Genomic DNA, 26,651 nt, shown 5'->3' with positions numbered 1-26,651 from the left:
AACCCCTTCCTACGGTCGCGTAGGTCACAACCCAAGGTGAATCATGGTCCGACGTGGCAGACGATTCGAAGAATGACAGCAGATCAGTGATCGGGTCGTACGTGGCGGTGGGGGACAGCTTCACCGAGGGCGTCGGCGATCTCGGCCCCGACGGGGCGTTCGTGGGCTGGGCCGACCGGTTGGCGGTCCTGCTCGCCGATCGGCGGCCCGAGGGCGACTTCCAGTACACCAATCTCGCCGTGCGCGGGAAGCTGCTGGACCAGGTCGTGGCCGACCAGGTCCCGCAGGCGGCCGAACTCGCCCCGGATCTGGTCTCCCTGTGTGCGGGCGGCAACGACATCATCCGTCCCGGCACCGACCCGGACGAGGTGGCCGAGCGGTTCGAGGCGGCCGTGGCCCGGCTCGCCGCGGCGGCCGGCACCGTCCTGGTGACCACCGGCTTCGACACCCGGGGCGTGCCCCTGCTCAAGCACCTGCGCGGCAAGATCGCCACGTACAACGGGCATGTGCGGGCCATCGCCGACCGGTACGGCTGCCCGGTGCTCGACCTGTGGTCGCTGAGGTCCGTGCAGGACCGCCGGGCCTGGGACAGCGACCGGCTGCACCTCTCGCCCGAGGGGCACACCCGCGTCGCGCTGCGCGCCGGGCAGGCGCTCGGCCTGGAGATCCCGGCCGACCCGGAGCAGCCGTGGCCCGCGCTGCCGCCCCGGGGCGCCCTGGACGTCCGCCGCGACGACGTGCACTGGGCCCGTGAGCACCTCGTCCCGTGGATCGGCCGCCGGCTGCGCGGCGAGTCCTCCGGTGACCACATCACCGCGAAGGGCGTGCTGTCCCCCGAGGACATCCGGCTGCGCATCGCCTCCGTGGCCTGACCGGGCCCGGAACACCCGCCGCCCCGCCCCGCACCCCACCCGGTGCGGCGCGGGGCGCGCGTGTCTCGCCGTACATGCCGCTCGCCGCCCGCGCGTCGTCCCGCGTCCGCCGGCGAAAAATTATGCAACCCGCTTTCGGAATGCCGGTTCGCGTTATCCCGTTCCCGCATGGAAATCGGTGACGCCGCGCGCCGGTTACTCGGGGCGGCGGTCGCGGCCCTTCGGGAGCTCGCCCGAGGCGTTCTCCTCCAGCAGCGCCGTGTACTTCCGCGAGAGCTCCTCGTACCGCTCGTCGGCCCTGTCCCCGTCGCGTTTACGCCGGGTCATGACATAGAGCGCGAGCGGCCCGGTGATCATCGAGACGACCGGGATCAGCGCCCACCACGGCATGGATCCTCCCTTGGGTGCGTGGTGCCCCGGCGTACGACCCGGCCCACCTGGTCGCAGCGTATGCCCTTGCGATCGGATCGCCAACGCCCCGTCTCCCGGCGGCCTTTGAGCCTCTCGCGTGTCACCGGACGTTTTCTTCCGAGCACTGGACGGCACCGCGACTTCGAATCTAAGTTCCCGTCTCGGTAGTGGATTTGGACGCACCGACGATCTCCGGTGTGCCCAACATCGCGCCGTCGTACCACCGTTGTGCTTCCCCACCGCACCCCCACCCCGACGCTGAAAGGCCACGGTGAAGACAGGCACCTCCGCGCCGGACAGCGCTTTCCCCGCACCCGGGACCCATCAGCCGCGGTTCCTCGTGCTCGGCCTGCTCGCCATCACCGACGGCCGGGAAACGGTCGTACTCCAGCCCTCCCGCCCCGCCTCGCTCCTCGCGGCCCTGCTGCTCCACCCCGGCGCGGTCGTCGGCTCGGAGCTGCTCCAGCGGGTGGTCTGGGGCAACCGGCCGCCCGCGGGCGGCAGATCGGCGCTGCACACCTGCGTCCTGCGGCTGCGCCGGCTCTTCGCCAAGTACGGCGTCGCCGATCACGCCATCGAGGCCGTACCCGGCGGCTACCGACTGCGCGCCGACGCCGGCACCCTCGATCTGCTGCGCTTCCGCGAGGTGCTCGCCCGCTCGTACGCCACCGACGACCCGGAGTCCGCGCTGCGCCTGGCCCGCGCCGCGCTCGCGCTGTGGAGCGCGCCCCTGCTGACGAATGTGCACTCCGACGAGATCCACCGAGACCTCGTGCCCCGCCTGGCCGAGGAGCGACTCCTCGCGGTGGAGCGGGTGTTCGACGGCGAGCTGCGCCTCGGCCGGCACCGCGAGCTGATCCCCGAGGCCCGCGAGGCCGTGCGCGCCCACCCCGGGCACGAGGGGCTGTCCGCGCTGCTGGTCGAGGCGTTCTACCGTTCCGGCCGGCGCGCCGAGGCACTCGCCGAGTACCGCAGGATCCACGCCCACCTCACCGAGGAACTCGGGGTGGAGCCGGGACCGGTCCTGCGGGAACTCCAACTCGCCGTACTGCGCGGCGAGTCACCGGACGGGCAGAGCGGTGCGATCGCCCCCGGCGCGCCGGCCGGGGCCCTCCCGCCGGGTGGCCGGCCGCTGCCGCTGCCGGTCCAGAGCGCCGGTCCCGGGCAGCCGCCGCCGGGGCTCGGCCGGGGCTCGCCCAGCGCCCCCGGAGCCCTGGTGCTCAGCTCGCTCGTGGACGCCGGGCTGCTCCAGGAGGACCCCTCCGGCCGCTATCGCGTCCACGACCTGCTGCGGCTCTTCGTCCAGGCGGCCGGTGCCAGCCTCCCGTGCGCCGACGCCGTCCCGCACGACCCGACGGACCTGCCTCCCCCGGCCGCAGGCCGACCCTCCCCGTGAGCTTCGAAAGGTCTCCCCGCCCATGCCCCACGCCCCCGCCTCCCTCGAGGAGATCGCGCAGTCGCGGCCCCGCATCCGCCGGGACGTGCTCTACACCCGCACCCCGGACGGAGTGCTCTTCCACAACGCCCACGGCGGGTTCAACGTCCGTACCCGCAACGCGTACCGCTTCGCCACGCTGATCGTGCCGCACTTCGACGGCGAGCGGCGGGTCGAGGAGCTGTGCGCCGGGCTGGGGGACAAGCAGCGCGACATGGTGGTCCAACTCGTGCGCGCGCTCTACGCGCGTGGCTTCGCCCGGGACGCCGGCCCGAGGCCCCCGGCCGACGCGCTCGCGCCGCAGGTCGGCGAGCGTTTCGCGCATCAGCTCGACTATCTCGACCACTACGCCGACGACGCGACCGGACGCTTCACGCGCTTCCGTGACACCCCGGTCGCCGTCCTCGGTGACGACGCCCTGGCCCGCTGGGCCGCGCTCGGCCTGCTGCGCAACGGCAGCGCCGCCGTGGCCATAACCGAACCGGCCTCGCCCTACAGCGAGTTGCGGGCCGAGCGGCACGGGGTGGAGGGCAGCGCGGAGATCGAGGCCGAGGCCGCCGCCCTTGCCGAGGCGGGCTGCGCCCCCCGGCTCGCCCGTCTCGAGGCGGCCGTCGACGGCACGTACGGCTGGGCCGAACTGGAGGGCTGGGACACGGTCCTGGTGACCCCCGCCGCCGGGCCCCGGCAGCTGCTCCGGCTGCTCACCGAGGGCGTCCCGGCCGGGCGCCGGCTGCTCGGCGCGTGGACCTTCGGCGACCGCGCCGTCATCGGCCCCGAGATGACCGCCGGGCGCACCGGCTGCTGGTGCTGCGCCGCGCTGCGGCTCGGCGCGGGCAGCGACGCGGCCGACAGCGCCGACCTGTGGGCGTCCGTCGGACCCGCCGCACCGCTCGGCGCGCCCGCGCCCCTCATCGGCGGCCCGCTCGCCGGGATGCTCGGCAATCTGCTCGCCTTCGAGGTGTTCCGCCTGGTCACCGGGGCACTGCCCGCCGAGACCCGCGGACAGCTCGTCGTCCAGCACCTCGACTCCCTCGATGTGCTGACGGAGCCGCTGCTGCCGCACCCCCGATGTCCCTACTGCTCCGCCGCTCCGGGCGCGGAGGCCGCGGCGGGCGCAGAGGCCGCGGCGAGTGGCGACGCCCTGCGCACCCCCCGTCCCGAGGACGAGTCCGCCACCGCGCCCGCCGACGGCGCCGCCGACGAGGACGCCGCCCGCACCGCACTCGCCGCCCTTGAGCGGCGCGACGTCCTGGTCCGGGAGGCGGCCGGGGTCTTCACCGCGTACGCCGACGACGCGTGGGAGCAGACCCCGCTCAAGATCGGCACCGTACGCCTGGGACTCGCGCCCGGACGCACCCGCGAGGTGTCCGCCGCCGATGTGCATCATGTCGCCGGAGCCCGCCTGACCGCGCTGTTCCGCGCCGCCGAGGTGTACGTCGAACACGTCGTCCCGCCCCAGGTGCTGAAGGCCGCCGCGCTGGAGGCCGCCGCGGGCAAGTGGACCCGCCTCGCCCCCGCCGAACTCGCCGTCTCCAGCGGCCTGGACGTGCCCGCCGACCGGATCGCCCACTTCGGCGAGGCCACCTCGCTGCTCGACGGCCGGACCGTGCTGGTGCCCGCGGGCGCCGTGCGCACGTTCGGCGGCTGGAACGACGCGGGCCTGTTCGAGCGGACCTCCGCCGGCACCGGCGCCGCGGGCAGCCCCCGGGCCGCGCTCGCCCGCGCCCTGCGCACCGCCCTCGCCCAGGACGCGCTCGGCGCCGCCGTCCGCCGGGTGAACCCGGTGCGCACCGTGGACCCCGCGACCCTCGCCGGTGACCCGGAGCTGCGGTTCCTGCTGCGCTCGGCGGAGAACCTCGGTGTCACCGCCGAAGTCCTGGATCTGGGCCAGCCGTTGCTGCCGGTCGTGCTCGCCCGGTTCACCGACGCGCGGAGCGGCCAGGCGCGTTGGGCCGTCGGCAGCGGGCTCCGGCACCGCGAGGCCGTCCTGGAGGCGCTGCGCGATCTCCTCGGCGCCGAGCAACTGCGAAGCGCCGGGGACGAGTCCGACACAGGCGACCCACTGTGGGCCGACCTGGACGCGGCGACCCTCGTCCCCGACGGCGTCGTAGCGGCCCCTGTCGCGGAGACCACCTGGGCCGCCGTCCTCGACGGCCTCGCCGCGGCCGGGCGGGACGCCTTCGCGGTGCCGGTCACCGCGCCCGACCTCGCCGAGGGCGCCGTGTTCGCCTCGCGTGTCGTCCTGACCCGCGGGACGCGCCGTGCCCGCTGAGACCGTGACCGTGCCGCACCCCGCCCCGTCCGCGGCCGCCGGGCCGTGGGACGCGGTGTGCGCCGCGCTCACCACCGCACTCGCCGGGCGCCCCGGCACCCCGCCCGCGGCGGTGACCCCGCTCGGTGTCCGCGACGAACTCGCTCTCGGTGCGGACGAGTTAACGCGGGACGCGATACCGGTGGGCCTGTACGGGCACCACGCCCTGGTCGGTCCCGTACCGGACGAGGGCGCCCCCGGCTGCCCCCGGTGCCTCGCGCGCCGCTGGCAGGCGGTGCGGGCCGGATATCTGCGGGACGCGCTGGAGCGCGGCGACGGACCGCGGGCCACCGGCACCCCGCCCTGGCTGGCCGGCTTCACGGTGGACGCCCTCGCCACGCTGGTCGCGGCGGCGGCCCGCCGGGACCGAGGTGGCCGGCACCCCTGGGTGTGGCTGCTGGATCTGGAGACCCTGCGGGTCAGCCGGGTCGCGCTGGTGCCCGACGGCGAGTGCCCGTCCTGCGCGGCCCGCCCGGACGACACCGCCGAGGGCGCCCGGATCACCCTGGACCCCGGCGCCAAACACGACGCGGACGACTTCCGCGCCCGACCGCTCGCCGCCTACGACCTGGTGCCGGAGGCGTTCGTGAACCCGGTCACCGGCGCCCTCGGCCCCTCCTTCGCCCCCGACCTGGCGTCCGCGTCGACCTCCTCGGTGATCGGCGCCTTCACCACCCGCTCGGGCGACTACCTGCGGGAGTGCTACTGGGGCGGCCACACCGGCTCCTACGGCACCAGCGTCCGCGTCGGGGTGCTGGAGGGCCTGGAGCGGTTCGCCGGTATGCGGGCCCGCGCCAAGCGGACGGTGGTCCGCGCGGCCCTCGACGACCTCGGGGACCTCGCCGTCGACCCGCGCGTCACCGGCCTGTACTCCGACGCCTTCCACGCCGCCGCCCCCGAGGTGCCGCGCTTCGCGCCGGACCGGCCGGTGGACTGGGTGTGGGGCTGGTCGCTGCGCGACGACCGGCCGGTCCTCGTGCCCGAGGTCGTCGCCTACTACCACGCGCCCGGCGGCATCCGGCGGCGTTTCGTGCAGGAGAGCTCCAACGGCTGTGCCTCCGGCGGCAGTCTGGCCGAGGCCGTCTACCACGGGCTGATGGAGACCGTCGAACGCGACGCCTTCCTGCTGGCCTGGTTCGGCCGGCTCCGGCTGCCCGAGATCGACCCGGCGAGCAGCACCCGGACCGCGACCCGCGCCATGGTCGACCGGCTGGCGATGTACGGCTACCGGGCCCGGTTCTTCGACACCCGCGTCACCTTCCCGGTGCCGGTGGTGACCGCCGTCGCCGAACGCGTGGACGGTGGCCCCGGACTGCTCTGCTTCGGCGCGGGCGCCTCCCTCGACCCCGAGTCCGCGCTCGAAGGCGGGCTCTGCGAGATCGCCACCGACGCGGTCAACCTGCGCCGCCGCACCGCCCGCGACGAATCCCGGCTGCGCCGCATGGCGGGCGACTTCGGCGCGGTCCAGGTGCTGCACGACCACCCCCTGTTGTACGGGCTGCCCGAGATGGGCCGGTACACCGACTTCCTGCTGCGCGGCCGCGACGACGCCGAACGGGTGCCGCTCGCCTCCCTCGCCACCGGGCAGGGCGCCCTGACGCCGGCCGCCGAGCTGCGCACCGACGTCCAGGCGTGTGTCAGCGCCGTCACCGCGCACGGCTTCGACGTCGTCGTGATCGACCAGACCTCCCCGGAACAACGGGAGTTGGGCCTGCACACTGTCAAGGTCCTGGTGCCCGGTCTGCTGCCGATCGACTTCGGCACCAGCCGGCAACGCGCCCCGCTGCTGCCCCGGACGCGCACCGCCCTGCGCGAAGCGGGCCTGCGGGACGACGACTTGACGCCCGCCGACCTCAATCCGGCACCGCATCCCTTCCCTTGACCTGCCCCGCCCACCGCCCCCTTGCCCCTGTGCCCCTGTGCGCGGCGCGGGCGGCCGACCCCGACCACAGACAGCAGAAAGGGAAGTGACCATGGGATACGCCCATGAGTACGCGACCGCGGTGATGCGGCGGGGCAGAATCCCCATGGAACCCGCCGACTTCGTGCCCGACTGGGCCGACCGCCCCCGCAAGGGCAAGTTCTTCCCCGGCGCACCCGTCCTGCCGCTGCCCGACGGCGGCTGCGCGGACGACGCCACCCTCGGCCGGGGCCTGTCCGGGCCCCGCGGCACCGGCGCGTTCACCCTGCCGCTGCTCGGCGCGATGCTCCGCGACTCCTACGGGCTGACCGGTCGCCGCCTCGCCGTCCAGGCCAACAGCGACCTCGGCTCGCTGCCGTTCCACACCCACGCCAACTGGTCGCGCGGCACCTCCTCCGGCGGTGGCCTCTACCCCGTCGGCATCCACTGGATCAGCGGCGCGAGCGGCCCCCTCGCCCCCGGCGTCCACTACTACGACACCCCGCGCAACGCCTTCGTCAGGACGCTGGCCGGCGATGTCACCGGCGAGGTGCGGGGCGCCGTCGGCGAGCTCCAAGAGGCGGCGGGGACGGACCAGTTCCTGGTGCTCGGGGTGACGTTCTGGCAGAACGCCTTCAAGTACAACAGCTTCTCCTACCACGTCGTCACGATGGACATCGGCGCCCTCCTCCAGACCTGGCGGATGTGGGCCCGCGCGCACGGGCTGCACATCGGTGCCGCGCTGTGGTTCGACGAGCCCCGCCTCGGCCGGGTGCTCGGGCTCGACCCCGAGGAGGACGGGGTGTTCGCGGTGGTGCCGCTGAAGTGGGCGACGGCGGACGAGGACGACGCGGGGACGGTGGACGCCCCGGCCACCCCGGGTGCCCGGGTCCGCCGTGTCCCCGACGAACGCTCCCGCCGGGTGCTGACCTTCCCGACCGTGCGCGCGATCCACGCGGCCACCCTGGAAGGCGCCGCCGACCGTCCCGCGCCCGGTGTGCTGGACTCCGCGTCGGCCACCCCGCCCGGTCCCGGTGAGCGGGTCGCGCTGCCCGCGCCGGTCGCACTCGACACGACCGTACGCCGGGCGCTGCGCGAACGCCGCAGCAGCTTCGGCCGGTTCAGCGCCGCCGACCCGCTGGACCCGGCCCGGCTCGCCGCCGCACTGGCCGCGGCCGTCGCCGCCGGCACCCTGGACACCGACGCGGAGACGCCCGGCGCGGCGCCGCTCACCCGGCAGTACGTCTTCGTCAACCACGTCCGGGGCATCGCGCCCGGCGTCTACGAACACGACTGGGAGAGCGGCGAGTTGGTTCTGATGAAGCCGGGCGACTTCGGGGGCTTCCTCCAGGAGAACTACTTCCTCGCCAACTACAACCTGGAGCAGGCCGCCGCCGTCCTGGTGCCCGCGGCCCGCACCCACGCCGTCCTCGACACGGTCGGCGACCGGGGCCTCAGGCTGGTCAACGCCGTCATCGGCGCCACCGCGCAGGCCGTGTACACCGCCTCCTCGGCCGCGGGCATGGGCTGCGGTGTCGCGCTCGGCTTCGACTGCGTCTCCTTCGCGGAGGAACTCGGCCTCGCCGAACGGGGCGAGATCCCGCTGCTCGTGATGATGATCGGCAACGAGGCTCCCCGCCCGGCCGGTTACCGCTTCGACATCGTGGCCCCATGACCCGAGGACCCCGCCCCGCCCCCGGGGCGGCCGCACATCCCACAGGAAAGGGGGAGGGCGTGAGCCCGACCGCCACCACCCCGGCCGAGGACGTCCCCGCGGAGGACGGCACGGGCCCGCACACCTCGGCCTCACCGTCCGGCACGCCCACCGAGTCCGCCGAGTCCGCCGCGCTCGCGGGGCTTGCGGCGGCCACCTCGCCTGCCGGGCCTGGCGCGGTCACCGGTTCCGTCGAGTCCGCTGTGCTCGCGGGGCTTGTGGCGGCCACCTCGCCCGCCGGGCTTGCCGGGTCCACCGCGCCCGCCGAGTCCGCCGCGTCCGCCGAGTCCACCGCGCCCGCTGCGCTCGCGGGGCTTGCGGCGGCCACCTTGCCCGCTGGCCCTGATGTGCCCGCCGGGCTTGCCGGGGCCACCGCGCCCGCCGAGTCCGCCGCGCCCGCCGAATCCGCCGCGCCCATCAGGCTTGCCTCGGCCACCTCGGCCACCTCGGCCACCTCGGCCACCTCGGCCACCTCGGCCACCTCGGCCACTGCGCCCGCCTCGGTGGACGACCTCTCCGCCGGGCCCGCCGCCCTGCGCCACCGCTTCATGCTGCGCGTGTCCGGCCTCCCGGTGGACACCGTCCTCGCCCTGCGTGCTCCCGAGGCCGCCGACTGGGCCGCGCGGACCGCCGCCGAGCAGGACCGGCTCGCCGCGCTCGGCGCCCGGCTCAGCGATCCGCTCTCCGAGGCGGTCGGCGCCGCCGACGACCCGGTGTCGCGCCGCCGGCTGCTCGCCCTGCGCCGCCAGGTGTTCAACAACCGCCTGCCCGGGGACCTTTCGGCCGCCCGCGCGCTCGCCGAGAGCCTCGGCGGGGACGCCGGGGCCGATCTCGCCGAGTGGCTGGAGGCCCGGGTCCGCTGGGAGGAGCTGCGGGCCGAGGGTGAGTCCGTGCTCGCCGCCGGGTTCGGCCGCACCCGCGCCGCACTGCGCGAGCTGGCCCTGGACGACCGGCTGCGCCGGGGCCTGCTGCTGGCCTCGCCCACGCTGGAGGAGCGGCTGGACGCCTTCGCGGCCGACCCGGCGCCGGTACCGGGCAAGCGCGCCCGCAAGATGGAGCGCTCGCTGCTCTCGTACGTCTACCGCACCGCCTGTAAGACCAGCCCGTTCAGCACGCTCACGGGCGTCGCCGTCGGCCGGTTCGAGGAGGAGGAGGCCGAAAGGGCCGAGGGGGACGGTACGGCGGCCACCCGGGTCGGCGACGGCTGGACGGGCCACCCCCGGCTGAACGTCGTCGCGCTCGCCCGCCTCGCCGAACTCGTCGCCGCCGATCCCGCGCGCCGCGCCGACCTCCCGGTCGCCCTGGCCTCCGGCTGGAAGCTGGACGAGGACCGTATCCGCTATGTCCAGCGGGCCGTCACGGCGGGCGACGACAGTGCCGCCGTCAGCTTCGACGCCGCCCAGGACCGGCTGTTCTTCCTGCGCCGCCAGGGCACCCTCGACGGCATGCTGACCCTGCTGCGCGATCACGAAGGGCCGCTCAGGTACGGCGAGTTGACGCGCTGGCTGGCCACCACCTCCGGGTCCGGCGAGGAGGAGGCCGAGCACTATCTCGCCGCCCTGCGCGACCTCGGCATGCTCCAGCTCCCGAGCCTCGCCACCGGCGTCCACAGCGGCGACCCGGTGCGCGCGTTCCAGCGGTCGCTGCGCGCCCTGGACCGGCCGTGGGCCGAGGCGCTCGCCGGCCGCCTGGACGGCCCCGCCGATCTCCTGGCCCGCTTCCCGTCGGCGGACGTCCCCACCCGCCGTACCCTGCTCGGCGTGCTCAGGACCGAACTCCTGGCACTCCAGGAAGAGTTGGGTGCCGAAAACCCGTCCCTCCCGCAGACCCTCGTCTACGAGGACGTCTCCGCCGGCACCACCACCGCCCGCCTCGCCGAATGGACGCGGCTCGCCGAGGCCCCCTTGCGTTCGCTCGGGCGGCTGCTGCCCGCCTTCGACGTGGCACTGCCCCAGCGCCTCACCCTCAAGGGCTTCTTCCTCGCCCGCTTCGGCCGCGGCGGACGCTGCGACGATCTGCTGCGCCTGGTGCACGACTTCCACGAGGACATCTTCCGGCAGTACCTCCAGTTCACCTCCGCCAAGGACGACTTCCTGCCGGACGGGAGCCACGCCCCGGAGGAGAACTGGCTCGGCCTGCCCGAACTGACCGCGCTGGACCGGGCCCGCGCCACCTTCACCGCCCGGATGCGCGAACGGTGGGCAGAACTCCCGTCGGATGCGGATGAGTTCGTCCTGGAAGACGCCTTCGCCGAGGAGGTCGCCGAGGCCCTCGGCGGCGCCGCCCCGGCGTTCCAGCCGTACAGCCACTTCCTCCAGCTGGCCCGCCGCGACGGCGACCCCCTGGTCGTCCTCAACGACTCCTTCGGCGGCCTCTGCTTCCCCTTCACCCGCTTCACCCACTGCTTCGACGGCCCCGACGGCCCCGGCCTGACCACCGCGATCCGCGCCGAACTGCGGGAACTGCTGCCGCCCGGAGCCGTGTTCACGGAGGTCACCGCGGGTTCCGCGACCACCAACCTGAATCTGCACGGCCGGCTGACCGACCACGAGATCGTCTGCCCCGGCGAGACCAGCTCGGCGCCCGAGGAAGCCCGGCTCCACCTGGACGACCTGTACGCCGTGCACGACGAGAGCACCGACCGGCTGCTGCTGCGCTCGCGCCGGCTGGGCCGCGAGGTCGTCCCCCTCTACCTCGGCTACCTGGTGCCCATGGTGCTGCCCGAGATCCCGCGCACCCTGCTGCTGTTCTCCCCGACCAGCCGCCCCAAGCCGGACGTCTGGCGCGGTGTGCCCGCGGGCCCCGGGCACGACGGAGTCACCCGGCGCCCCCGCGTCCGCCACCACTCGCTCGTCGTGCAGCGCCGCTCCTGGACCGTCGCCGACGGGCGCCTCCCGCTGCGCGCCCCGGGCGTCACCGACGCCGACTGGTACCTCGGCTGGCACCGCTGGCGCGTCGGACACGGCCTGCCCGAGCGGGCGTTCGCCACCGTGCACGAGGTGCGCGACGGCGACGAGGCCGGCGGCTGGTTCGGCAGCGCCAAGCCTCAGTACGTCGACTTCGCCAGCCCGATCTCCCTCACCGGACTCGAAGGACTGCTCGCCGGCAGACGTGCCCGGACCGTCTTCGAGGAGATGCTCCCCGGCGAGGACGAGCTGCACGTCACCTCGCCCCGCGGCCGCCATGTCGCCGAACTCGCCGTAGAGATGCTGCCCGCCCCGGCCGCCCCGCCGAAGAAGGACGAAGCCCGATGACCGCACCCACCCCCGCCGTGGACGCTCCCGCCGTGGACACCGCCACCGAGGACACGCCCGGCACCTGGCTCGCGGTGCACGTCTTCTACGCGGCCAGCCCCCGCCCGCTGCTCCTTCAATGCGTCAAGCCCCTGGTGGACACGCTCACCGAGGATGGCCTGATCACCGGGTACTTCTTCATCAACTACTGGCTGGAGGGCCCCCATCTGCGGCTGCGCCTGAAACCGGCCCGCGCCGCCGACGCCGGCACCGTCCGGGAGCGCACCCATGCCGCCCTCGACGCGTTCCTGCGCGAACGCCCCGCCCTCTACGAGGTCAAGGCGGGCTTCTTCGCCGAGCTGTACGAGACCCTGTTCACCCTGGAGTACAGCGAGGAGGAGCGCGCCCGCTTCCTCGGCCCGGACGGGCGGATGAGGCTGCGCCCCAACAACAGCTTCGAGGACCGCCCCTACGAGCCCGAGTACGGCAAGTACGGCGGCCCCGCCGGCATCGCGCTCGCCGAATGGCACTTCCAGCACTCCAGCGACCTCGTCATCGAGGCCACCCGTACCATGAACCTCCATCTGCGCACGGTGCTCCTCGGACTGTCCGCCCAGCTGATGATGGTCGTCTCCGGCACCTTCCTCGCCGCCGACGAGGGCCTGCTGACCTTCCTCGACCGCTACCACGGCTTCTGGAACAACGCGTTCAGCACCACCAACTACACCACCGACAAGGGCTACGAGCGCGCGTACGCCGCCATGGGCGACCGACTGCCCGAACGCTTCCGGCACATCCGCGAGACGGTGGCCCGCGGCGAAGCGGACCGGCTCCCCGCCTTCCTGCGCGGCTGGGCCGGACACTGCGCCGAACTCCGGCAAAAAGCAGAACAGTTGGCCACCCAGGGCGACCTGGTCTTCCGCTCCTTCGACGGCACCCGCGACATCCACGCCACCGACCCGGCGCACGCCCTGCCGATGCTCCTGTCGCCGTATACGCACATGACCAACAACCGGCTGGGTATCACCGTCCGCGACGAGGCGTTCCTCTCCTACGTCCTCGCCCGCGCCCTGCGCGACGGCGCCCCGGAGGACACCAGATGACGACCGACGCCTTCCTGGCCGCCCGGCCGCGCGTGTGCCCCGACCTCGTCCTCGGCCCCAGCCTGCTGCGCGGCCCGGCCCGCATCCATCTGCTGAAGGACCCGCGCACCGGACGGCGCCTGGAGGTCGGCGCCAAGGAGCACTTCCTCATCACCCGCCTCGACGGCACCCGGTCCCTGGAGGAGATCGGGCGGGCCTACTCGCACGAGTTCGGCACCCGGCTCGGCGAGGCCCAGTGGGGGCAGCTGCTGCGGCTGCTGGGCGCCCGCGGTCTCCTCGACGGCGGCCCCGCGCCCACCGCGCCCGCTCCGGTCCCCACTCCCGCCGAGGGTCCGAGCGGCTTCCTCTCGGGGCACACCCGGATGGTCGCCGACGCGCCCGCCCTCATGGACCGGCTGCACCGGCTCACCGCCCTGGACCGCAGGCCCGCCCTGCTGGCCGTGCTCACCGCGCTCGCCGTCGGTGTGCTCGCCGCCGTCGCCGCCAGTGCCGCAACCCTGTGGCGGCAGACGGCGCACACCGCCGAACAGCCCGTGCTGCTGTTCGCCGTCGGCTGCGTCCTGTGGTGCAGCCTCGCCCTGCACGAGCTGGCCCACGGCCTGTTCGCGCGCACCTGGGGCGGCCGCGTCAGCGAGATCGGGCTGCGCTGGATCCTCGGCGCCACCTACCTCTACTGCCAGGTGGACGACGTCCAGTTCCTCGGCAGCCGGGCCCGCAAGGTCGCCACCGCCTGCGCCGGCGTCCTCGCCAACCTCCTCTTCCTGGTGCCCTTCCACGTCGTCTGGCTGGTGCTCCCGGCCGATGCCCAGGCCCGGCCCGCGTTCGGCGCGCTGCTGCTGCTCGGCGTCGTCACCGGCCTCGCCAACCTGCTGCCGCTGGCTCCGCTCGACGGCTACCGCGCCCTCGGCCACGCGCTCGGCGTCTCCGGGCTCGCCGAGGGCAGCCGCGCCTTCACCGCCCTCGCCGCCCGCGCCCTGCTGCGCCGCGGCCCGGGCCTGGGCGCCTACCCGCTCCGGCTGCGCCTGCTGTACGGCGGCTTCGCCCTGCTCACCGCCGTACAGACGGCAGCGCTGCTCGCCCTCGCCGGGCTGGTGCTGCGCCATCTGCTGCCGGACCGCGTGGCGCTGCTCGCCTGGTGGCTGCCGACCGCCCTGCTCGCCGCCGTCCTGCTGCTGTGGGGGCTCGGCGACTGGGGCCGACGGCTGCGCGGGCGCCGCACGGAAGGCGGCACCGAGAGCCGTACGGAAGGCCGTACGGGCCGTACCGCGAGCCGGAACGAAGGACGCGCCCCGAGCCCCGCCGAAGGCCGGACGCCCGGCCCCGCGCGGTCCGCCGCGCCCACCTCCTCGTCCGCGGATTCCAGTCAAGTCAACGGTTTCCGCCCCCCGTTGGACCCCGCAAGGAAAGGCGAGATGAACGAACCCCACGCACAGACCGGGACCGCACCCGCACCCGGCCCCGCCAGCGCCACCGAGCCGGTCGTCGTCCTCGACGGCGTGATCAAGCGGTACGGGGAGGTCACCGCGCTCGACGGCGTCTCCCTCACCGTGCGGCGCGGTGAGTTCTTCGGCATCCTCGGCCCCAACGGCGCGGGCAAGACCACCCTGGTGGAGATCGTCGAGGGCATGCGCGAGGCGGACGGCGGCACCGTCCGCCTCCTCGGGCAGAGCCCCTGGCCCCGGGACACCGCGCTGCTCGCCCGGATCGGCGTCCAGACCCAGGCGTCCGCGTTCTTCGCGCGGCTCACCGCGGGCGAGCACCTGCGCACCGTCGCCGCGCTCTACGGCATGGAGCCGGGCTCCGTGCGCCTCGCGCTGGAGCGGGTCGGGCTCACCGAGAAGGAGAACGCGCGCGTCGACCACCTCTCCGGCGGACAGCGGCAGCGCCTCGCCATCGCCACCGCGCTGCTGCACGAACCGGAGCTGATCTTCCTGGACGAGCCCACCGCCGCGCTCGACCCCGAGGCGCGGCGCGAACTGTGGGCGCTGCTGCGGTCGTTGCGCTCCGAGGGCCGCACCATCGTGTGCACCACCCACCACCTGGACGAGGCCGAGGCGCTGTGCGACCGGGTGGCGATCGTGGCCGGTGGCCGCATCGTCGCCCTCGACACGCCCCGGGGCCTCATCCGCTCGCTCGCCGCGCCCGCCCGACTGCTGCTGCCCGCAGCCGAGTTGACGGCCGAGGCCGCGCTCGCGCTGCCCGGCGTGGACCGGGCCACCGTCGAGGGCGACGAACTGGTCCTGGAGACCTCGGCCGTCAACCACGTCCTGACCGCATTGGGCGACCTGGTCGACATCGAGTCGGTCACCGTGCGCACCGCCACCCTCGAAGACGCCTACCTCAGCCTCACCGGCCATGGAACGGAGCACCGCAGTTGACCGCCTACGCCGCACTGACCAGGGCCGGTTACGTCGCGAGCGTGCGCGACCGTACGACCCTCTTCTTCACCTTCGCCTTCCCGCTCGCCTTCCTCGTCCTGTTCGGCCTCATCTTCCAGGGCCAGCACGTCAATGGCGGAATGGCCTCCATCAACTACACGGCACCCGGCGTCCTTTCGTGGGGCGTCGGCAACGCGTGCGTGTTCTCCGTCGGGTTCGCCCTGATGCAGTGGCGCCGTGACGACCTGCTGCGCCTCATCTGGCGCACACCCACCCCGCTGCGCTCGCTGATCGCCTCTCGCTGGACCCTGGCCCTCGGCGTCGCCGCCACCCAGACGGTGCTGTTCACCGCCGTGGCGCTGCTGCCGTTCTTCGGGCTGAAGCTGAACGGCCCCTGGTGGGCGGGCATTCCGCTGCTGGTGCTCGGTGTCACCGCGTTCCTCGCCATGGGGCTGGTCGTCGGCAGCCTCGCCAACACCCCGGAGTCCGTGGCGGCCATCGCCAACCTGGTGATGGTGCCGATGGCCTTCCTGTCCGGCTCGTTCTTCCCCGACGACCTGATGCCGGGCTGGCTGCGCACGGTCGCCAAGGTGCTGCCCCTGCACTACCTCAACGACGGCCTCACCGACGCCATGGGCGGCCGCGGCGACCTCGGGGACATCGGCCTGGACTGCGCCGGACTCGTGGTCTTCACCCTGGTCTTCGGCCTGATCGCCACCCGGATCTTCCGCTGGAGCAACCGGACATGACCACCCTCACCGCCCCCGCCCCGGCGGCGGCACCCCTGGAGGCCGCCCGCGCGGACCTCCAGGACCGCCTGGCGGCCCGCGCCGCCGCGGCGGGAGCGCCCGCCCCCGCCGTCTCCCGCGTCGGCGACACCAACGTGCTCGGCGACCGGGCCGTCCCGGCCGCGCCGGTGCCCCCGCACACGGCCCAGGTCCATCTCACCGCCCAGGCCGTGCTGCTGGGCCCCTGGGGCGGCACCGGCGGCGCGGGCCGGGCGTGTGGCACCTGCCTCGCGATGCGCCGCCAGCGGCTGCGTACCCGCACCGAACGGGACGCGCTGGAGACCGGCACCGAGACGACGGCCGCCGGTCGCTGGCCGGCCCTGCCCGACCATCTGGTGGACGCCGTCTGGTCCCTGCACCGCCTGATCACCACCGGCGCCGCCCGGCACGAACCTCCCGGCCCCGACGCGGAGTTGCCCCGAGTCACCGAACTCGACCAGGAGACCCTCCAGGTCCGCACCTTCCCGCTGCTGCCCGACCCGATGTGCCCGCACTGCCGCCCCGCGACCCGCGAAGCCGTGGCCGAGGCGGCGGCCGAGCGCACCGCCGGCCCCCTGACCTCCCGGCCCAAATCCGGTCCCGAAGACTACCGTTCGGGCCGTCCCGGCGACTTCCCGGTGCCCGTCAAGGGACTCGCGAACCCGGTGTGCGGGGTGCTGGGCGGCGGCACCTGGACCGACGTCACCTCGCCCACCACCGCGCCGGTCGCGGGCAGCGTCTTCATGCGGGGCTACGCCGGACTCACCGACGTCACCTGGAGCGGCCAGGCCAACTCCTTCGCCCGCAGCCGCGAACTGGCCTTCCTGGAGGGGCTGGAGCGCTACGCCGGCACCCACCGCCGCCACCGCGCCCCCGTCGTCACCGCGTCCTTGGACGAACTCGGCGAGCGCGCCCTGGACCCCCGCACCTGCGGGCTGTACGCGCCGCGCACCTACGCCGAGGACCCCATGGTCGAGCCCTTCGACCCGGCCCGGCCGATTCCCTGGGTCACCGGCTGGTCGCTGCGCGACGAGCGGCCCGTACTGGTGCCCGCCCGGCTCGTCTACTACAGCGCGGGCACCCGCGAGGACAACTTCGTCTTCGAGTGTTCCAACGGCTGCGCCACCGGCGCCAGCCTGGAGGAGGCCGTCTTCTTCGGCCTGCTCGAACTCCTGGAGCGGGACGCCTTCCTGCTCGGCTGGTACGGCGACCTGCCGCTGCCGGAGATCGACCTGGGCTCGGTCGGCGGCGCCCGGGTGCGGGCGATGGCGGCCCGCGCCGAACTCCAGGGCTACGACGTCCACGTCTTCGACAACCGGGTGGACCTGCCGGTACCGGTCGTCACCGGCCTCGCTGTCCGCCGTGACGACGGCCCCGGCACCCTGGCGTTCGCGGCCGGCGCCTCCTTCGACCCCGAGACGGCGGTGGAGTCGGCGCTCGCCGAGATCCTCACCTACATCCCGCACCTGCCCGGCCAGGTCGCCGAACGACCCGCCGAACTCGCCGCCATGGCAGAGGATTTCGACAAGGTCGTACGACTGCCCGACCATGCCGCCCTGTTCGGGCTGCCCGCCATGCGCGAGCACGCCCGCGGCTACCTCGCCCCGCCCCGAGTGGCCCCGCTCGCCGAGCTGTTCGCCGACTGGGAAGAGCGCCGGCCCCGCACCGCCGATCTGCTCGACGACGTCACGCTGCTGCGCGATCTGCTGGCCGGCGCGGACTGCGATGTCATCGCCGTCGACCAGACCACACCCGAGCAGCGGCGCATGGGGCTGCGCACGGTCGCCACGCTCGCCCCAGGGCTGCTGCCGATCGACTTCGGCTGGCTGCGCCAGCGGGCGCCGCACCTGCCGAGGCTGCGGACCGCGCCGTACCGCGCGGGGCTGGTGCCCGCACCGCTGCGCGAGGCGGACCTGCGGCTGGTGCCGCACCCCTTCCCCTGACGGGGGCGGGAACGCGAAAGGTCCCCGGCGGGGCCGGGGACCTTTCCACCGACGCCGGACGTCAGGCGGTGCAGGAGGTGGTGCTCGTGGTGCTGGAACAGGTGCTCGTGGAGGAGCAGCTCGTGGACGAACCGAGCATGACCTCGCTGGCGTCCGAGTAGTCGGTGATCTCGAAGGTCTCCGACTCGAGGTCCAGGATCTCCTGGGCGAGAGAGGCGAGGGCGTTGTCGGACATGACGACTCCTAGCGTTTCGGGGACGGTGCGGGACGGCCGGTCGGGCGGTTCGGACGGCGACACCCCGCGACCGCGGGAACGTCATGTCCTTCCGGCACTCACAGTTCTACGCGCGTCCGCGTGCACCCCCCTTGCCGTTCGCTGTCACCTCGCTGACACCTGCCCGAGGAGCCACTGACATGAGCACCAAACCCACCCGAACCACTCAGGAACTCCCGGGCCTGGCCGAGCTGTTGGCACCGACCGCCGAGTTCTACCTCGACCTGCACCGCCATCCGGAACTCTCCGGCGCCGAAGCGCGCACCGCCGCCCGGTTCGCGGACCGGCTGGACGCCGACGGCTACCGGGTGCTGCGCGGCATCGGCGGCCACGGCGTCGCGGCCGAACTGCGCAACGGCGAGGGCCCCGCCGTCCTGCTGCGCGCCGAACTCGACGCACTGCCGGTCGCCGAGGCCACCGGAGCGCCGTATGCCAGCACCGTCACCGCCACCGGGCCCGACGGCCGACCGGTCCCCGTGATGCACGCCTGCGGCCACGACGCCCACCTCGCCTGTGTGGCGGCCGCCGGACGCTGGCTCGCGGCCCGGCGGGACCTGTGGCGGGGCACGCTGCTGCTGCTCGGCCAGCCCGCGGAGGAGACCCTCGGCGGCGCCCGGGCCATGCTGGAGGACGGGCTCTACGACCGCGTCACCCCGCCCGACGAGGTGCTCGCCCAGCACACCGCGCCCTTCCCGGCGGGGATGGTGGCGCACGCCGAGGGCCCGGTACTGGCGGGCAGTCGCACCCTGGCGGTGGTCTTCGAGGGCGACGGGGGCCACGCCGCCACCGCGCACCTCGCCGCAGACCCGCTGCGGGCGGCGGCCGGGCTGGTCATGCGGCTGCCCGAGGTCGCGGCCGGTGCGAGCGGGCGCCCCACCGTCACCGCCACCGCGCTGCGGGCCGGAGACACCGGACACCCGGGAAACGTGCTCCCCGACCGCGCCGACCTGCTGATCTCCCTGCGTGGCTTCTCCGATCCCGCCCTCGACCGCGCCGCCGCGGACGTCGCACGACTGGCCCGTGCCGAGGCCGCGACGGCCGCGCCGGCGCCCCGGGTCACCGTCACCACCGTCTCCCGCTCCGGTATCACCGTCACCGACCCGGAGGTCACCGCAGGCGTCCGCACCGCCCACCGGTCCGCGTTCGGCACCGCCCGCGTCACCTCCTGGCCCCCGGCCCCGGCCACCGAGGACTTCCCGCTCCTGACCGGTGCGGGCGCGCATCTGCACGGCCACGGCGGCATCCGGGGCTGCTACTGGATGCTCGGCGCCACCGGCCCGGCCCAATGGGCCGCCGCCCCCGGCCCCGACCCCGCGGCCAAGCTCCGCGCGCTGCCGGCGAACCACTCGCCCCGGTATCTCCCGAGCGTCCGGCTGACCTTGCAGACGGGGATCGCGGCGATGGTGACGGGGGCGCTGGCGAGGCTGGGCCGGGGGGCGGGGGAGGGGTGACGGGGGAGACGCGCCGGGGGTGACGCCGCTGGTTCGAGGCGCCGCTCGGCGCCCCGGCCACGGGGGAGCCGAGGAGGGCGGGACGGCCCGTGCCCATCCACCCCGGGGAACGCCGCCGCCCCGGCCCGCCAGCCAGGACCGGACGCCGCCTGGACGTCCCGGCCGCGAACGGACGGAGTCCGGACCCGCCCCGGCCACAGCTGTCGGGCATCCGCCTCGGCCACAGCCTTCACGCACCCGTCACGGCCACCGGGCACCCGGCCGAAGCCGCCTGGCACCCAACGCGGTCAATCCCCCCGGCGCCCGGTCGCACCCACCCTGTCGACCCCGCCCGCTCAGGACCTCACCCCTCAGGCCCGCCCCCTCAACTCCTCCCGCCCCACGCCCAGTTCCCGGGCCAGCGTCTCGTCCACCCACTCCCGCGCCCGCGCTCGCGACACCGAACCCGGGTACGAGGTCAGCTGGACGGCGAGGCCGTCGAGGAGGGCGGTCAGGCGCAGGGCCGCGGCCTGGGGGTCGGGGCAGGCGAACTCGCCGGCGGCGACGCCCTCGGCGATGACCTCGGCGAGGGCGGCCTTCCACCGGCGGTCCAGATCGCGGGTGACCTCGCGCAGGGCCGGTTCGCGCAGGGCGACGGCCCACCCCTCGATCCACAGCCGCCAGCCCTTGGCCTGTCCGGTCGGCGCGTACCAGCGCACCGCGGCCCGCAGCCTGCGCAGCGCGGTCGTCCGCCGCCCGAGGAGCTTGCGCAGCTGCGCGAGATCGCCCTCGGCGGCGTGCGCGAACGCGGCGGCGACCAGCTTCTCCTTGGTCGAGAAGTGGTACAGCACCAGTGCGTTGCTCACCCCGAGCACGGCCGCCACATCGGCGATCCTGACCGCCGCCACGCCCCGCGCCTCGATCTGCTCGACGGCGGCCCGCAGCAGTTCTCCCTGCCGCTCGGCCACGCTCAACCGCACTCTCGCCACCCGGTCACCCTAGTGTGTCGTGCCGGTACGACCCGAACCGTTCCGTGAGCACCGGCAGCCGGTCGGCGGCCACGGCGTGCGCCGCCGCGCGGGGTGTCGTACCGTCGGCCGCCGCCCGGTCGAGGGTCAGGGTGAGCAGGGCGCGCATCGCGCGGCGGACATGGGCGAACGCCCCCTCCGCGTCGGCGCCGATGTCGCCGAACAGGGTCCACCACCACCACGCGTTCGTCGCCGAGTTGACCACCACGTCCGGCAGCACGGTCACCCCGCGCGCGGCCAGCAGCGCCTCCGCCTGCGGCAGCACCGGCATGTTGGCCGCCTCCGCGATCCAACGGGCCCTGATCCGCGCCTGGTTCGAGGGGGTGATCGCGTACGACACGGCAGCGGGTACCAGCACCTCCGCGTCCGCCGCCAGCCAGGCGTCACCCGGCAGCAGCCGGTCTGCGGGACGCAGCTTCGAGCGGTCGACCGTGCCGTACCCGTCCCGCGCGGCGAGCAGCGCCTCGACGTCGAGGCCGTCCGGGTCGGCGATCGTCCCCTCGACGTCGGCGACCGCGACCACGCTCAGGCCCGCCCGGGCGAGGAAGCGCGCCGTCGCCCCGCCCATGGTGCCGAGGCCCTGCACGGCGACCCGCGTCCCCCGGTACGGCAGCCCCGCGCGGTCCAGCGCGGTCAGCACCGACTCGGCCACCCCGCAGCCGCCCGCCAGCTCGTCCAGGCCGATGCCGTCCACCTCGACCGCGAAGGCGTCCGCGAGCCGCGCCCGCGCCGCCGCCTCGTCGTCCAGCAGCGGATACACCGCCTGCACGGTGGAGACCAGGCCCGCCTCGGCCGCCGCCCGGTCCACCAGGTCCTGGGTCAGACCCAGGTCCTCGCCGGTCGTCCAGCAGCTCTCGAGGTACGGCCGCACCGCCCGCAGGTAGCGCACCAGCAGCCCGTACGCCGCCGGGTCGCGCGGATCGCAGTCGATGCCGCCCTTCGCGCCGCCGAGCGGGACGTAGCGGCCCTCGGGGTCGTAGTGCAGGGCCTCCTTCACGGTCATGCCCCGGGCCAGGCCCGTCACCTCCTCCAGCGTGCAGCCGGGGCGCATCCGCAGCCCGCCGCTGCACACGCCCCGCACCAGCCGGTCCACGACGAGGAACCCCTGCCGGCCGGTGACGTGGTCGGTCCAGGTGAGGGAGATCAAGGGGGCGGTCATCGGGGCGTCCTCGGAGTCGTTCCACTGAATGCCGAGTCAGTATCGGGCGCGGTCCCGCGCTCGTCAACGTACTGAACGACGATTCAGTAGTAAGGGGTCGTTCCCGGGTTGTCGGATGGGCCGACCATAATGGAGGGCCCCACCACTCAACCGGGAGGTACCGTGACCGGTCCGCGTTCCTCGACCTCAGGCCCCCGTGTGCCGCGCCCGGCGGCCTTCGGTGTGGACCCGGGCGGTGAGCGCCTGGCACGCATCCGCCGCTCCCCGCACTTCAAGGACGGCGTCTTCCAGAACCCCGGCGGCACCGCGCGCACCCGGCCCTCCGGCTCCACGCTGGACTTCGCGAAGGTCTTCTTCGACAAGGAGACCCGGCCGCTGCGCGCCCCCCGGGGCACCGTCCCGGTGCACCCCACGACCTTCGCCGACCTCGCCCGGCCGCCCGCCACGGGCCTGCGGCTGACCTGGATGGGGCACTCCAGCGTGCTCGCCGAGATCGACGGCCACCGGGTGCTCTTCGACCCGGTGTGGGGCGAGCGCTGCTCCCCGTTCCCCTTCGCCGGGCCCAAGCGGCTGCACCCCGTGCCGCTGCCGCTCGCCGCGCTCGGGGACGTCGACGTGGTGGTGATCTCCCACGACCACTACGACCATCTCGACCTGCCCACCATCAAGGCGCTGGCCGGCACCGACACCGTCTTCGCCGTGCCGCTCGGCGTGGGTGCCCACCTCGAACACTGGGGCGTCTCGCCGGACCGGCTGCGCGAACTGGACTGGCACGAGTCGGCCCGGGTCGCCGGCCTCACCCTCACCGCGACCCCGGCCCGCCACTTCTGCGGCCGCGGCCTGCGCAACACCCAGCACACCCTGTGGGCCTCCTGGGCCGTCGCCGGCGAGGAGCACCGGATCTACCACAGCGGCGACACCGGCTACTTCGACGGCTTCCAGGACATCGGCACCGCCCACGGCCCGTTCGACGCCACGATGGTGCAGATCGGCGCGTACAGCGAGTTCTGGCCGGACATCCACATGCGTCCCGACGAGGGCCTGCGCGCCCATCTGGACCTCCAGGGCGGCGCGCCGCACGGCGTGCTGCTCCCGATCCACTGGGGCACCTTCAATCTCGCCCCGCACCCGTGGGCCGAGCCGGGGGAGTGGACCAAGGAGGCCGCCGAGGAGGCCGGCCAGGCGGTCGCCCTGCCGCGTCCCGGCGAGCCCTTCGAGCCCGCCGGGAAGCTTCCGGCCGAGGCGTGGTGGCGCGGCGTGTCCGGCGAGGTGCGCCGCACCTGGCGCTCGGTCGGCGCCCTGGTCGCGGAGCCGCCGAAGCGCGGCTGAGGCAGACGCCCGAGGGCCTCGCCCTGGCCGGCGAGGCCCTCCACCAGCGCCCGGGGGCCGTCGAGACAGGTGTCCTCGGCGGTCAACGGGCCCCGCGTGTCCATGAGTTGTGCCAGACGCGGCAGTTCTCCCGGGGCGAGACCGGTGAAGAGCCGCTCCCCGCAGGCGGGGCGGCCGTCGTCCGCGCGCGGCCGGTTCGCCGTCGTACGGACCGCAGCGCCGAGGCGGACATCAGGTCGTCCGCGGTGAGCACCTCCACGATCCAGGGGTCGTCCAGCAGCGGGACGAGCAACTCCTCCTTGTCGCGGACCCCTCACCCCCGTCGACCTGTGCGCCGCCGCGCTGCACATCGGCCGGGACGGCCAGGTCGTGGTGCACGCCGACCACGGGGAGATGCGCCCGGAGGCCGACGGGGCGGTACGGCTGCGGGCGGGCCGCGTGTGGATCGTGCCCCCCGGCTGCTGGCACCGCGTGCGGCCGGGCGCTCCCAGCGACCTGATGTCGCTCACCCTCCGCCGGGGCACACGAGGCGAGCCCATCGAAGGCCAAGGGGAATACGTTCAGTGACATTTGCGGGTGGGTCGGGCGCGAGGTCCCGCGCGGTTCGGCGGGCGGCGAATGCCGTGGAGAGGGCGTGATCCGAGGCATGAGCCGAGGGGGCGGACCTCCCGACCCGCCCGCTCTTTCTGACCGCTTTTGATCAGACCTTATCGATATTTTTCGACCCGATCGGAGCACACGCGGCCCGGTCATCGGTCTTTCGTACGGAGCCTAATACCAGAGCGGGACGCTGGGCGGGGGAGTTTGGCAACTGCCCCTCGCACATGAGGCGGAGGCGACTACCGTGAGTGTCCGACCCCAGGCCCGACGGACCCGTACGAGGACGCAGATGTCTCACCTTCGCGCACCGGCCACCCGTGCCGACCGCCGGGAGGGCGGGCGGCACGGACGGCCGGTCGCCCGACCCGCTCCCGCACTGCCCGAGACGCACATACGGCCCCAGTTGATGCGGCTCGCCGTGCTGCCCCCGCTCGCGGTCGCCCTCGGCGCCACCGCCGCCGTCCTGTTCACCATCCGCTCCACCGGCGCCCGCACCGGCCCCGTCCTGTGGGCCGTGCTCGGCGGCGCGGTCACCGTGGCCGTCGCCGGCATCCTGATCGCCGCCGTGGCCGCCGACCGGGCCGCCCGCGGCGTCGCCGAGCGCATCGACGCGCTGCGCCGCACCGCCGCCCGCGGCGAGGCCGACCTGCATGAACTCGTGGACGCCCTGCGCCGGGGGGAGGCGCCGCCGCAGCGCCCGTCCCGCCGCAGGGCGCCCACGGACGCCGACGACTTCGAACTGCTCGCCGCCGACCTGGCCCGCGCCCACGACGGCGCCGTCACCGCCGTCGTGCGGGCCGCCCAGCTCTCCAGCCACGCGGGCAGCGAGCAGAAGCTGGAGGTCTTCGTCAACCTCGCGCGCCGGCTCCAGTCCCTCGTGCACCGCGAGATCTCCATCCTGGACGACCTGGAACACGAGATCGAGGACCCCGACCTGCTCAAGGGCCTCTTCCACGTGGACCACCTGGCCACCCGCATCCGGCGGCACGCCGAGAACCTCGCCGTCCTCGGCGGCGCCGTCTCCCGGCGCCAGTGGAGCAACCCGGTGAGCATGACCGAGGTGCTGCGCTCCGCCATCGCCGAGGTCGAGCAGTACTCCCGGGTCAAACTGGTGCCCCCGACCGACGGCGAACTGCGCGGCCACGCCGTCGCCGACGTCATCCACCTGCTCGCCGAACTCATCGAGAACGCCACGGTGTTCTCCGCCCCCGGCACCCAGGTGCTGCTGCGCGCGGGCCTGGTCACCTCCGGGCTCGCCGTCGAGGTCGAGGACCGCGGGCTCGGGATGCCCGTCGGCGAACAGAACCGGATGAACGCCCTGCTGGCCGACCCCGACCAGGTCAACGTCGCCAGCCTGCTGGCCGACGGCCGCATCGGCCTCTACGTCGTCTCCCAGCTCGCCCGTCGGCACGGCATCGGCGTCCGGCTCCAGAGCAACATCTACGGCGGCGTCCAGGCCGTACTCGTCGTACCCGAGGCGCTGTTGGGCACGCCGCAGGCGGTGTGCGAGCCGGCGACCGCCGCCCTGCCGCCCGCACAGGTCCGGGTGGAACCGCCCGCGCCGGTGCGGCAGCCACAGCCGGTGCAGCAGCAGCAGCCGCAGCCGCAGCCGCAGCCGCAGCCGCAGCCGGTGCGGACCGTGCCCGCACCCGTACCGATGAGTCCAACGCCCATCGTGCCCAAAGAAGTTCACACCCACGACGAGCCGCCCCCGCTCCCCGTCCGCGGCACCCACCGCGAGCGCGCCACCCCCGCCGAGGCGGTACCCGGTGTCCGGGCCCGGCACCGCGCGGTGGTCGAGGAGCACGACGGCGTGCCGCCCACCGCGCGCGTCGACACCGTGCGCGGCACCATGCCCAAGCCCCAACTGCCGCGCCGCCGCGCCCAGGAGAACCTCGTCCCCCAGCTCCGCGGCGGCCCCGCGCCCCGGCAGGACGGCGACACACTCGGCGGCCACGACCCCGGACTGATGGCGGCCTTCCAGCGCGGCATCGGTCTCGCCGAGGCGGCCCGGCCGGCGACGGACGGCGAGCACACCCACGCCGGTCACCCCGGCCCCGCCCGCACACCCGCCGAACCCGCGCGGCTGCGCGTCCTGCACCCCGATCAGGGCCCGCCCCAAGAGTCCCGGATACAGGGCGACTTCACGCACCTCCACCCCGAACCGCCCCCCTGTCCACCGGCCCGACCGAGGGAAGCGCACCGACCGGCTGACCCCTCGTACCGGACCCGCGCAGGGCGCCGTACGAGCCGTACCGGCCCCAACCCATTGCGCCCCCAACCCACAGCGCCCCAACGCTTTTCGTACCCCAAGGAGTCGATCCACCATGGCGAGCGATGCGCCGACCGCTCACGCATCCGACCTCGACTGGCTGCTCAGCGGCCTTGTGCAACGCGTACCGCACACCAGCAGCGCGGTGCTCCTGTCCTGCGACGGGCTGGTGAAGGCCGTGCACGGCCTCGACCCGGACAGCGCCGACCACATGGCCGCCCTCGCCTCCGGCCTGTACTCGCTCGGCCGCAGCGCGGGCGTCCGGTTCGGGGACTGCGGCGACGTACGGCAGGTCGTCGTGGAACTCGCCTCGACCCTGCTGTTCGTCACCACCGCGGGCTCCGGCACCTGCCTCGCCGTGCTGGCGGGCCGCGAGGCCGACGCGGCCGTGCTCGGCTACGAGATGGCGATGCTGGTCAAGAGCGTGCGCCCCTATCTCGTCACCGCCCCCAGGCAACACGCCGTCGGGCCCACGGCGCCGAGGCATTGAGC

Annotated in this window: 17 protein-coding genes and 2 pseudogenes; 14 read left to right on the top strand and 5 right to left on the bottom strand. The window is 74.7% G+C overall.

All coding sequences use genetic code 11. The annotated features are described in order from the left end of the window. The first annotated feature begins 86 nt into the window (after positions 1–86). The gene (locus tag GHR20_RS05695; protein ID WP_153815857.1) at positions 87–872 is read left to right on the top strand and encodes an SGNH/GDSL hydrolase family protein; all 786 of its coding nucleotides are present in this window, start codon (positions 87–89) and stop codon (positions 870–872) included. A gap of 195 nt (positions 873–1,067) precedes the next feature. On the opposite strand, the gene GHR20_RS05690 is transcribed toward GHR20_RS05695, so the two are convergent. Beyond that, positions 1,068–1,262 carry a hypothetical protein gene (locus tag GHR20_RS05690; protein ID WP_111584125.1) on the bottom strand — a complete coding sequence of 65 codons (195 nt, stop codon included), beginning with the start codon at positions 1,260–1,262 and terminating at the stop codon, positions 1,068–1,070. A gap of 292 nt (positions 1,263–1,554) precedes the next feature. On the opposite strand from GHR20_RS05690, the gene GHR20_RS05685 reads away from it, so the two are divergent. From GHR20_RS05685 to GHR20_RS05640, 9 genes are all read left to right on the top strand, one after another. Then, positions 1,555–2,679 (top strand): AfsR/SARP family transcriptional regulator, encoded by a 1,125-nt coding sequence (locus tag GHR20_RS05685; RefSeq protein ID WP_243877949.1) that lies wholly within the window; start codon positions 1,555–1,557, stop codon positions 2,677–2,679. 22 nt (positions 2,680–2,701) lie between these two features. Next, the gene (locus tag GHR20_RS05680) at positions 2,702–4,990 is read left to right on the top strand and encodes a TOMM precursor leader peptide-binding protein (RefSeq protein WP_153812456.1); all 2,289 of its coding nucleotides are present in this window, start codon (positions 2,702–2,704) and stop codon (positions 4,988–4,990) included. 112 nt (positions 4,991–5,102) lie between these two features. Continuing rightward, the gene (locus GHR20_RS05675; protein ID WP_243878301.1) at positions 5,103–6,911 is read left to right on the top strand and encodes a TOMM precursor leader peptide-binding protein; all 1,809 of its coding nucleotides are present in this window, start codon (positions 5,103–5,105) and stop codon (positions 6,909–6,911) included. A gap of 91 nt (positions 6,912–7,002) precedes the next feature. After that, on the top strand, positions 7,003–8,604 hold the full coding sequence (locus GHR20_RS05670) for a nitroreductase family protein (protein WP_153812455.1): 1,602 nt from the start codon (positions 7,003–7,005) through the stop codon (positions 8,602–8,604). 587 nt (positions 8,605–9,191) lie between these two features. Further along, positions 9,192–11,897 carry a lantibiotic dehydratase gene (locus tag GHR20_RS05665; RefSeq protein WP_153815855.1) on the top strand — a complete coding sequence of 902 codons (2,706 nt, stop codon included), beginning with the start codon at positions 9,192–9,194 and terminating at the stop codon, positions 11,895–11,897. Next, positions 11,894–12,979 carry a lantibiotic dehydratase C-terminal domain-containing protein gene (locus GHR20_RS05660; protein WP_153812454.1) on the top strand — a complete coding sequence of 362 codons (1,086 nt, stop codon included), beginning with the start codon at positions 11,894–11,896 and terminating at the stop codon, positions 12,977–12,979. The genes GHR20_RS05665 and GHR20_RS05660 overlap by 4 nt, the downstream gene beginning before the upstream one ends. A gap of 1,412 nt (positions 12,980–14,391) precedes the next feature. Then, positions 14,392–15,357, top strand: coding sequence for an ABC transporter ATP-binding protein (locus tag GHR20_RS05650; RefSeq protein WP_148023436.1), 966 nt, complete (start codon positions 14,392–14,394; stop codon positions 15,355–15,357). Beyond that, positions 15,354–16,106, top strand: coding sequence for an ABC transporter permease (locus tag GHR20_RS05645; protein WP_111584129.1), 753 nt, complete (start codon positions 15,354–15,356; stop codon positions 16,104–16,106). The genes GHR20_RS05650 and GHR20_RS05645 overlap by 4 nt, the downstream gene beginning before the upstream one ends. After that, positions 16,103–18,067 carry a TOMM precursor leader peptide-binding protein gene (locus GHR20_RS05640; RefSeq protein WP_153812453.1) on the top strand — a complete coding sequence of 655 codons (1,965 nt, stop codon included), beginning with the start codon at positions 16,103–16,105 and terminating at the stop codon, positions 18,065–18,067. Before GHR20_RS05645 ends, GHR20_RS05640 begins: the two co-directional genes overlap by 4 nt. Positions 18,068–18,128: 61 nt before the next feature. Here the strand turns inward: GHR20_RS05640 and GHR20_RS05635 are convergent, their stop codons facing one another. Beyond that, the gene (locus GHR20_RS05635; protein ID WP_037657426.1) at positions 18,129–18,302 is read right to left on the bottom strand and encodes a thiazolylpeptide-type bacteriocin; all 174 of its coding nucleotides are present in this window, start codon (positions 18,300–18,302) and stop codon (positions 18,129–18,131) included. 179 nt (positions 18,303–18,481) lie between these two features. Between GHR20_RS05635 and GHR20_RS05630 the strand changes: the two genes are divergently transcribed. Next, complete coding sequence (locus GHR20_RS05630; protein WP_153812452.1) at positions 18,482–19,792, top strand: amidohydrolase; 1,311 nt, start codon at positions 18,482–18,484, stop codon at positions 19,790–19,792. Positions 19,793–20,142: 350 nt separating this feature from the next. Here the strand turns inward: GHR20_RS05630 and GHR20_RS05625 are convergent, their stop codons facing one another. Both GHR20_RS05625 and GHR20_RS05620 read right to left on the bottom strand, forming a co-directional pair. Beyond that, complete coding sequence (locus tag GHR20_RS05625) at positions 20,143–20,760, bottom strand: TetR/AcrR family transcriptional regulator (protein ID WP_194858817.1); 618 nt, start codon at positions 20,758–20,760, stop codon at positions 20,143–20,145. 4 nt (positions 20,761–20,764) lie between these two features. Further along, complete coding sequence (locus GHR20_RS05620) at positions 20,765–21,958, bottom strand: Glu/Leu/Phe/Val dehydrogenase dimerization domain-containing protein (RefSeq protein ID WP_153812451.1); 1,194 nt, start codon at positions 21,956–21,958, stop codon at positions 20,765–20,767. Positions 21,959–22,120: 162 nt separating this feature from the next. Here GHR20_RS05620 and GHR20_RS05615 point away from each other — a divergent pair, with 162 nt between their 5' ends. After that, positions 22,121–23,287: an MBL fold metallo-hydrolase gene (locus GHR20_RS05615; protein WP_194858816.1), complete on the top strand. Its 1,167-nt coding sequence runs from the start codon at positions 22,121–22,123 to the stop codon at positions 23,285–23,287. 32 nt (positions 23,288–23,319) lie between these two features. On the opposite strand, the pseudogene GHR20_RS05610 reads toward GHR20_RS05615, so the two are convergent. Beyond that, a pseudogene (locus GHR20_RS05610) lies at positions 23,320–23,597 on the bottom strand (TetR/AcrR family transcriptional regulator); the annotation flags it as partial. A gap of 579 nt (positions 23,598–24,176) precedes the next feature. Here GHR20_RS05610 and GHR20_RS05605 point away from each other — a divergent pair. Continuing rightward, a pseudogene (locus GHR20_RS05605) lies at positions 24,177–25,895 on the top strand (ATP-binding protein); the annotation flags it as partial. A 319-nt stretch (positions 25,896–26,214) separates the two neighbouring features. After that, positions 26,215–26,649 (top strand): roadblock/LC7 domain-containing protein, encoded by a 435-nt coding sequence (locus GHR20_RS05600; protein ID WP_111584135.1) that lies wholly within the window; start codon positions 26,215–26,217, stop codon positions 26,647–26,649. Positions 26,650–26,651: the final 2 nt, after the last annotated feature.

It is taken from the genome of Streptomyces sp. SUK 48 (assembly GCF_009650765.1).
Classification (GTDB): domain Bacteria; phylum Actinomycetota; class Actinomycetes; order Streptomycetales; family Streptomycetaceae; genus Streptomyces.
The sequence above is the reverse complement of the archived record's forward strand: the minus strand, read 5'-3'. Positions and strand labels throughout refer to the sequence as shown.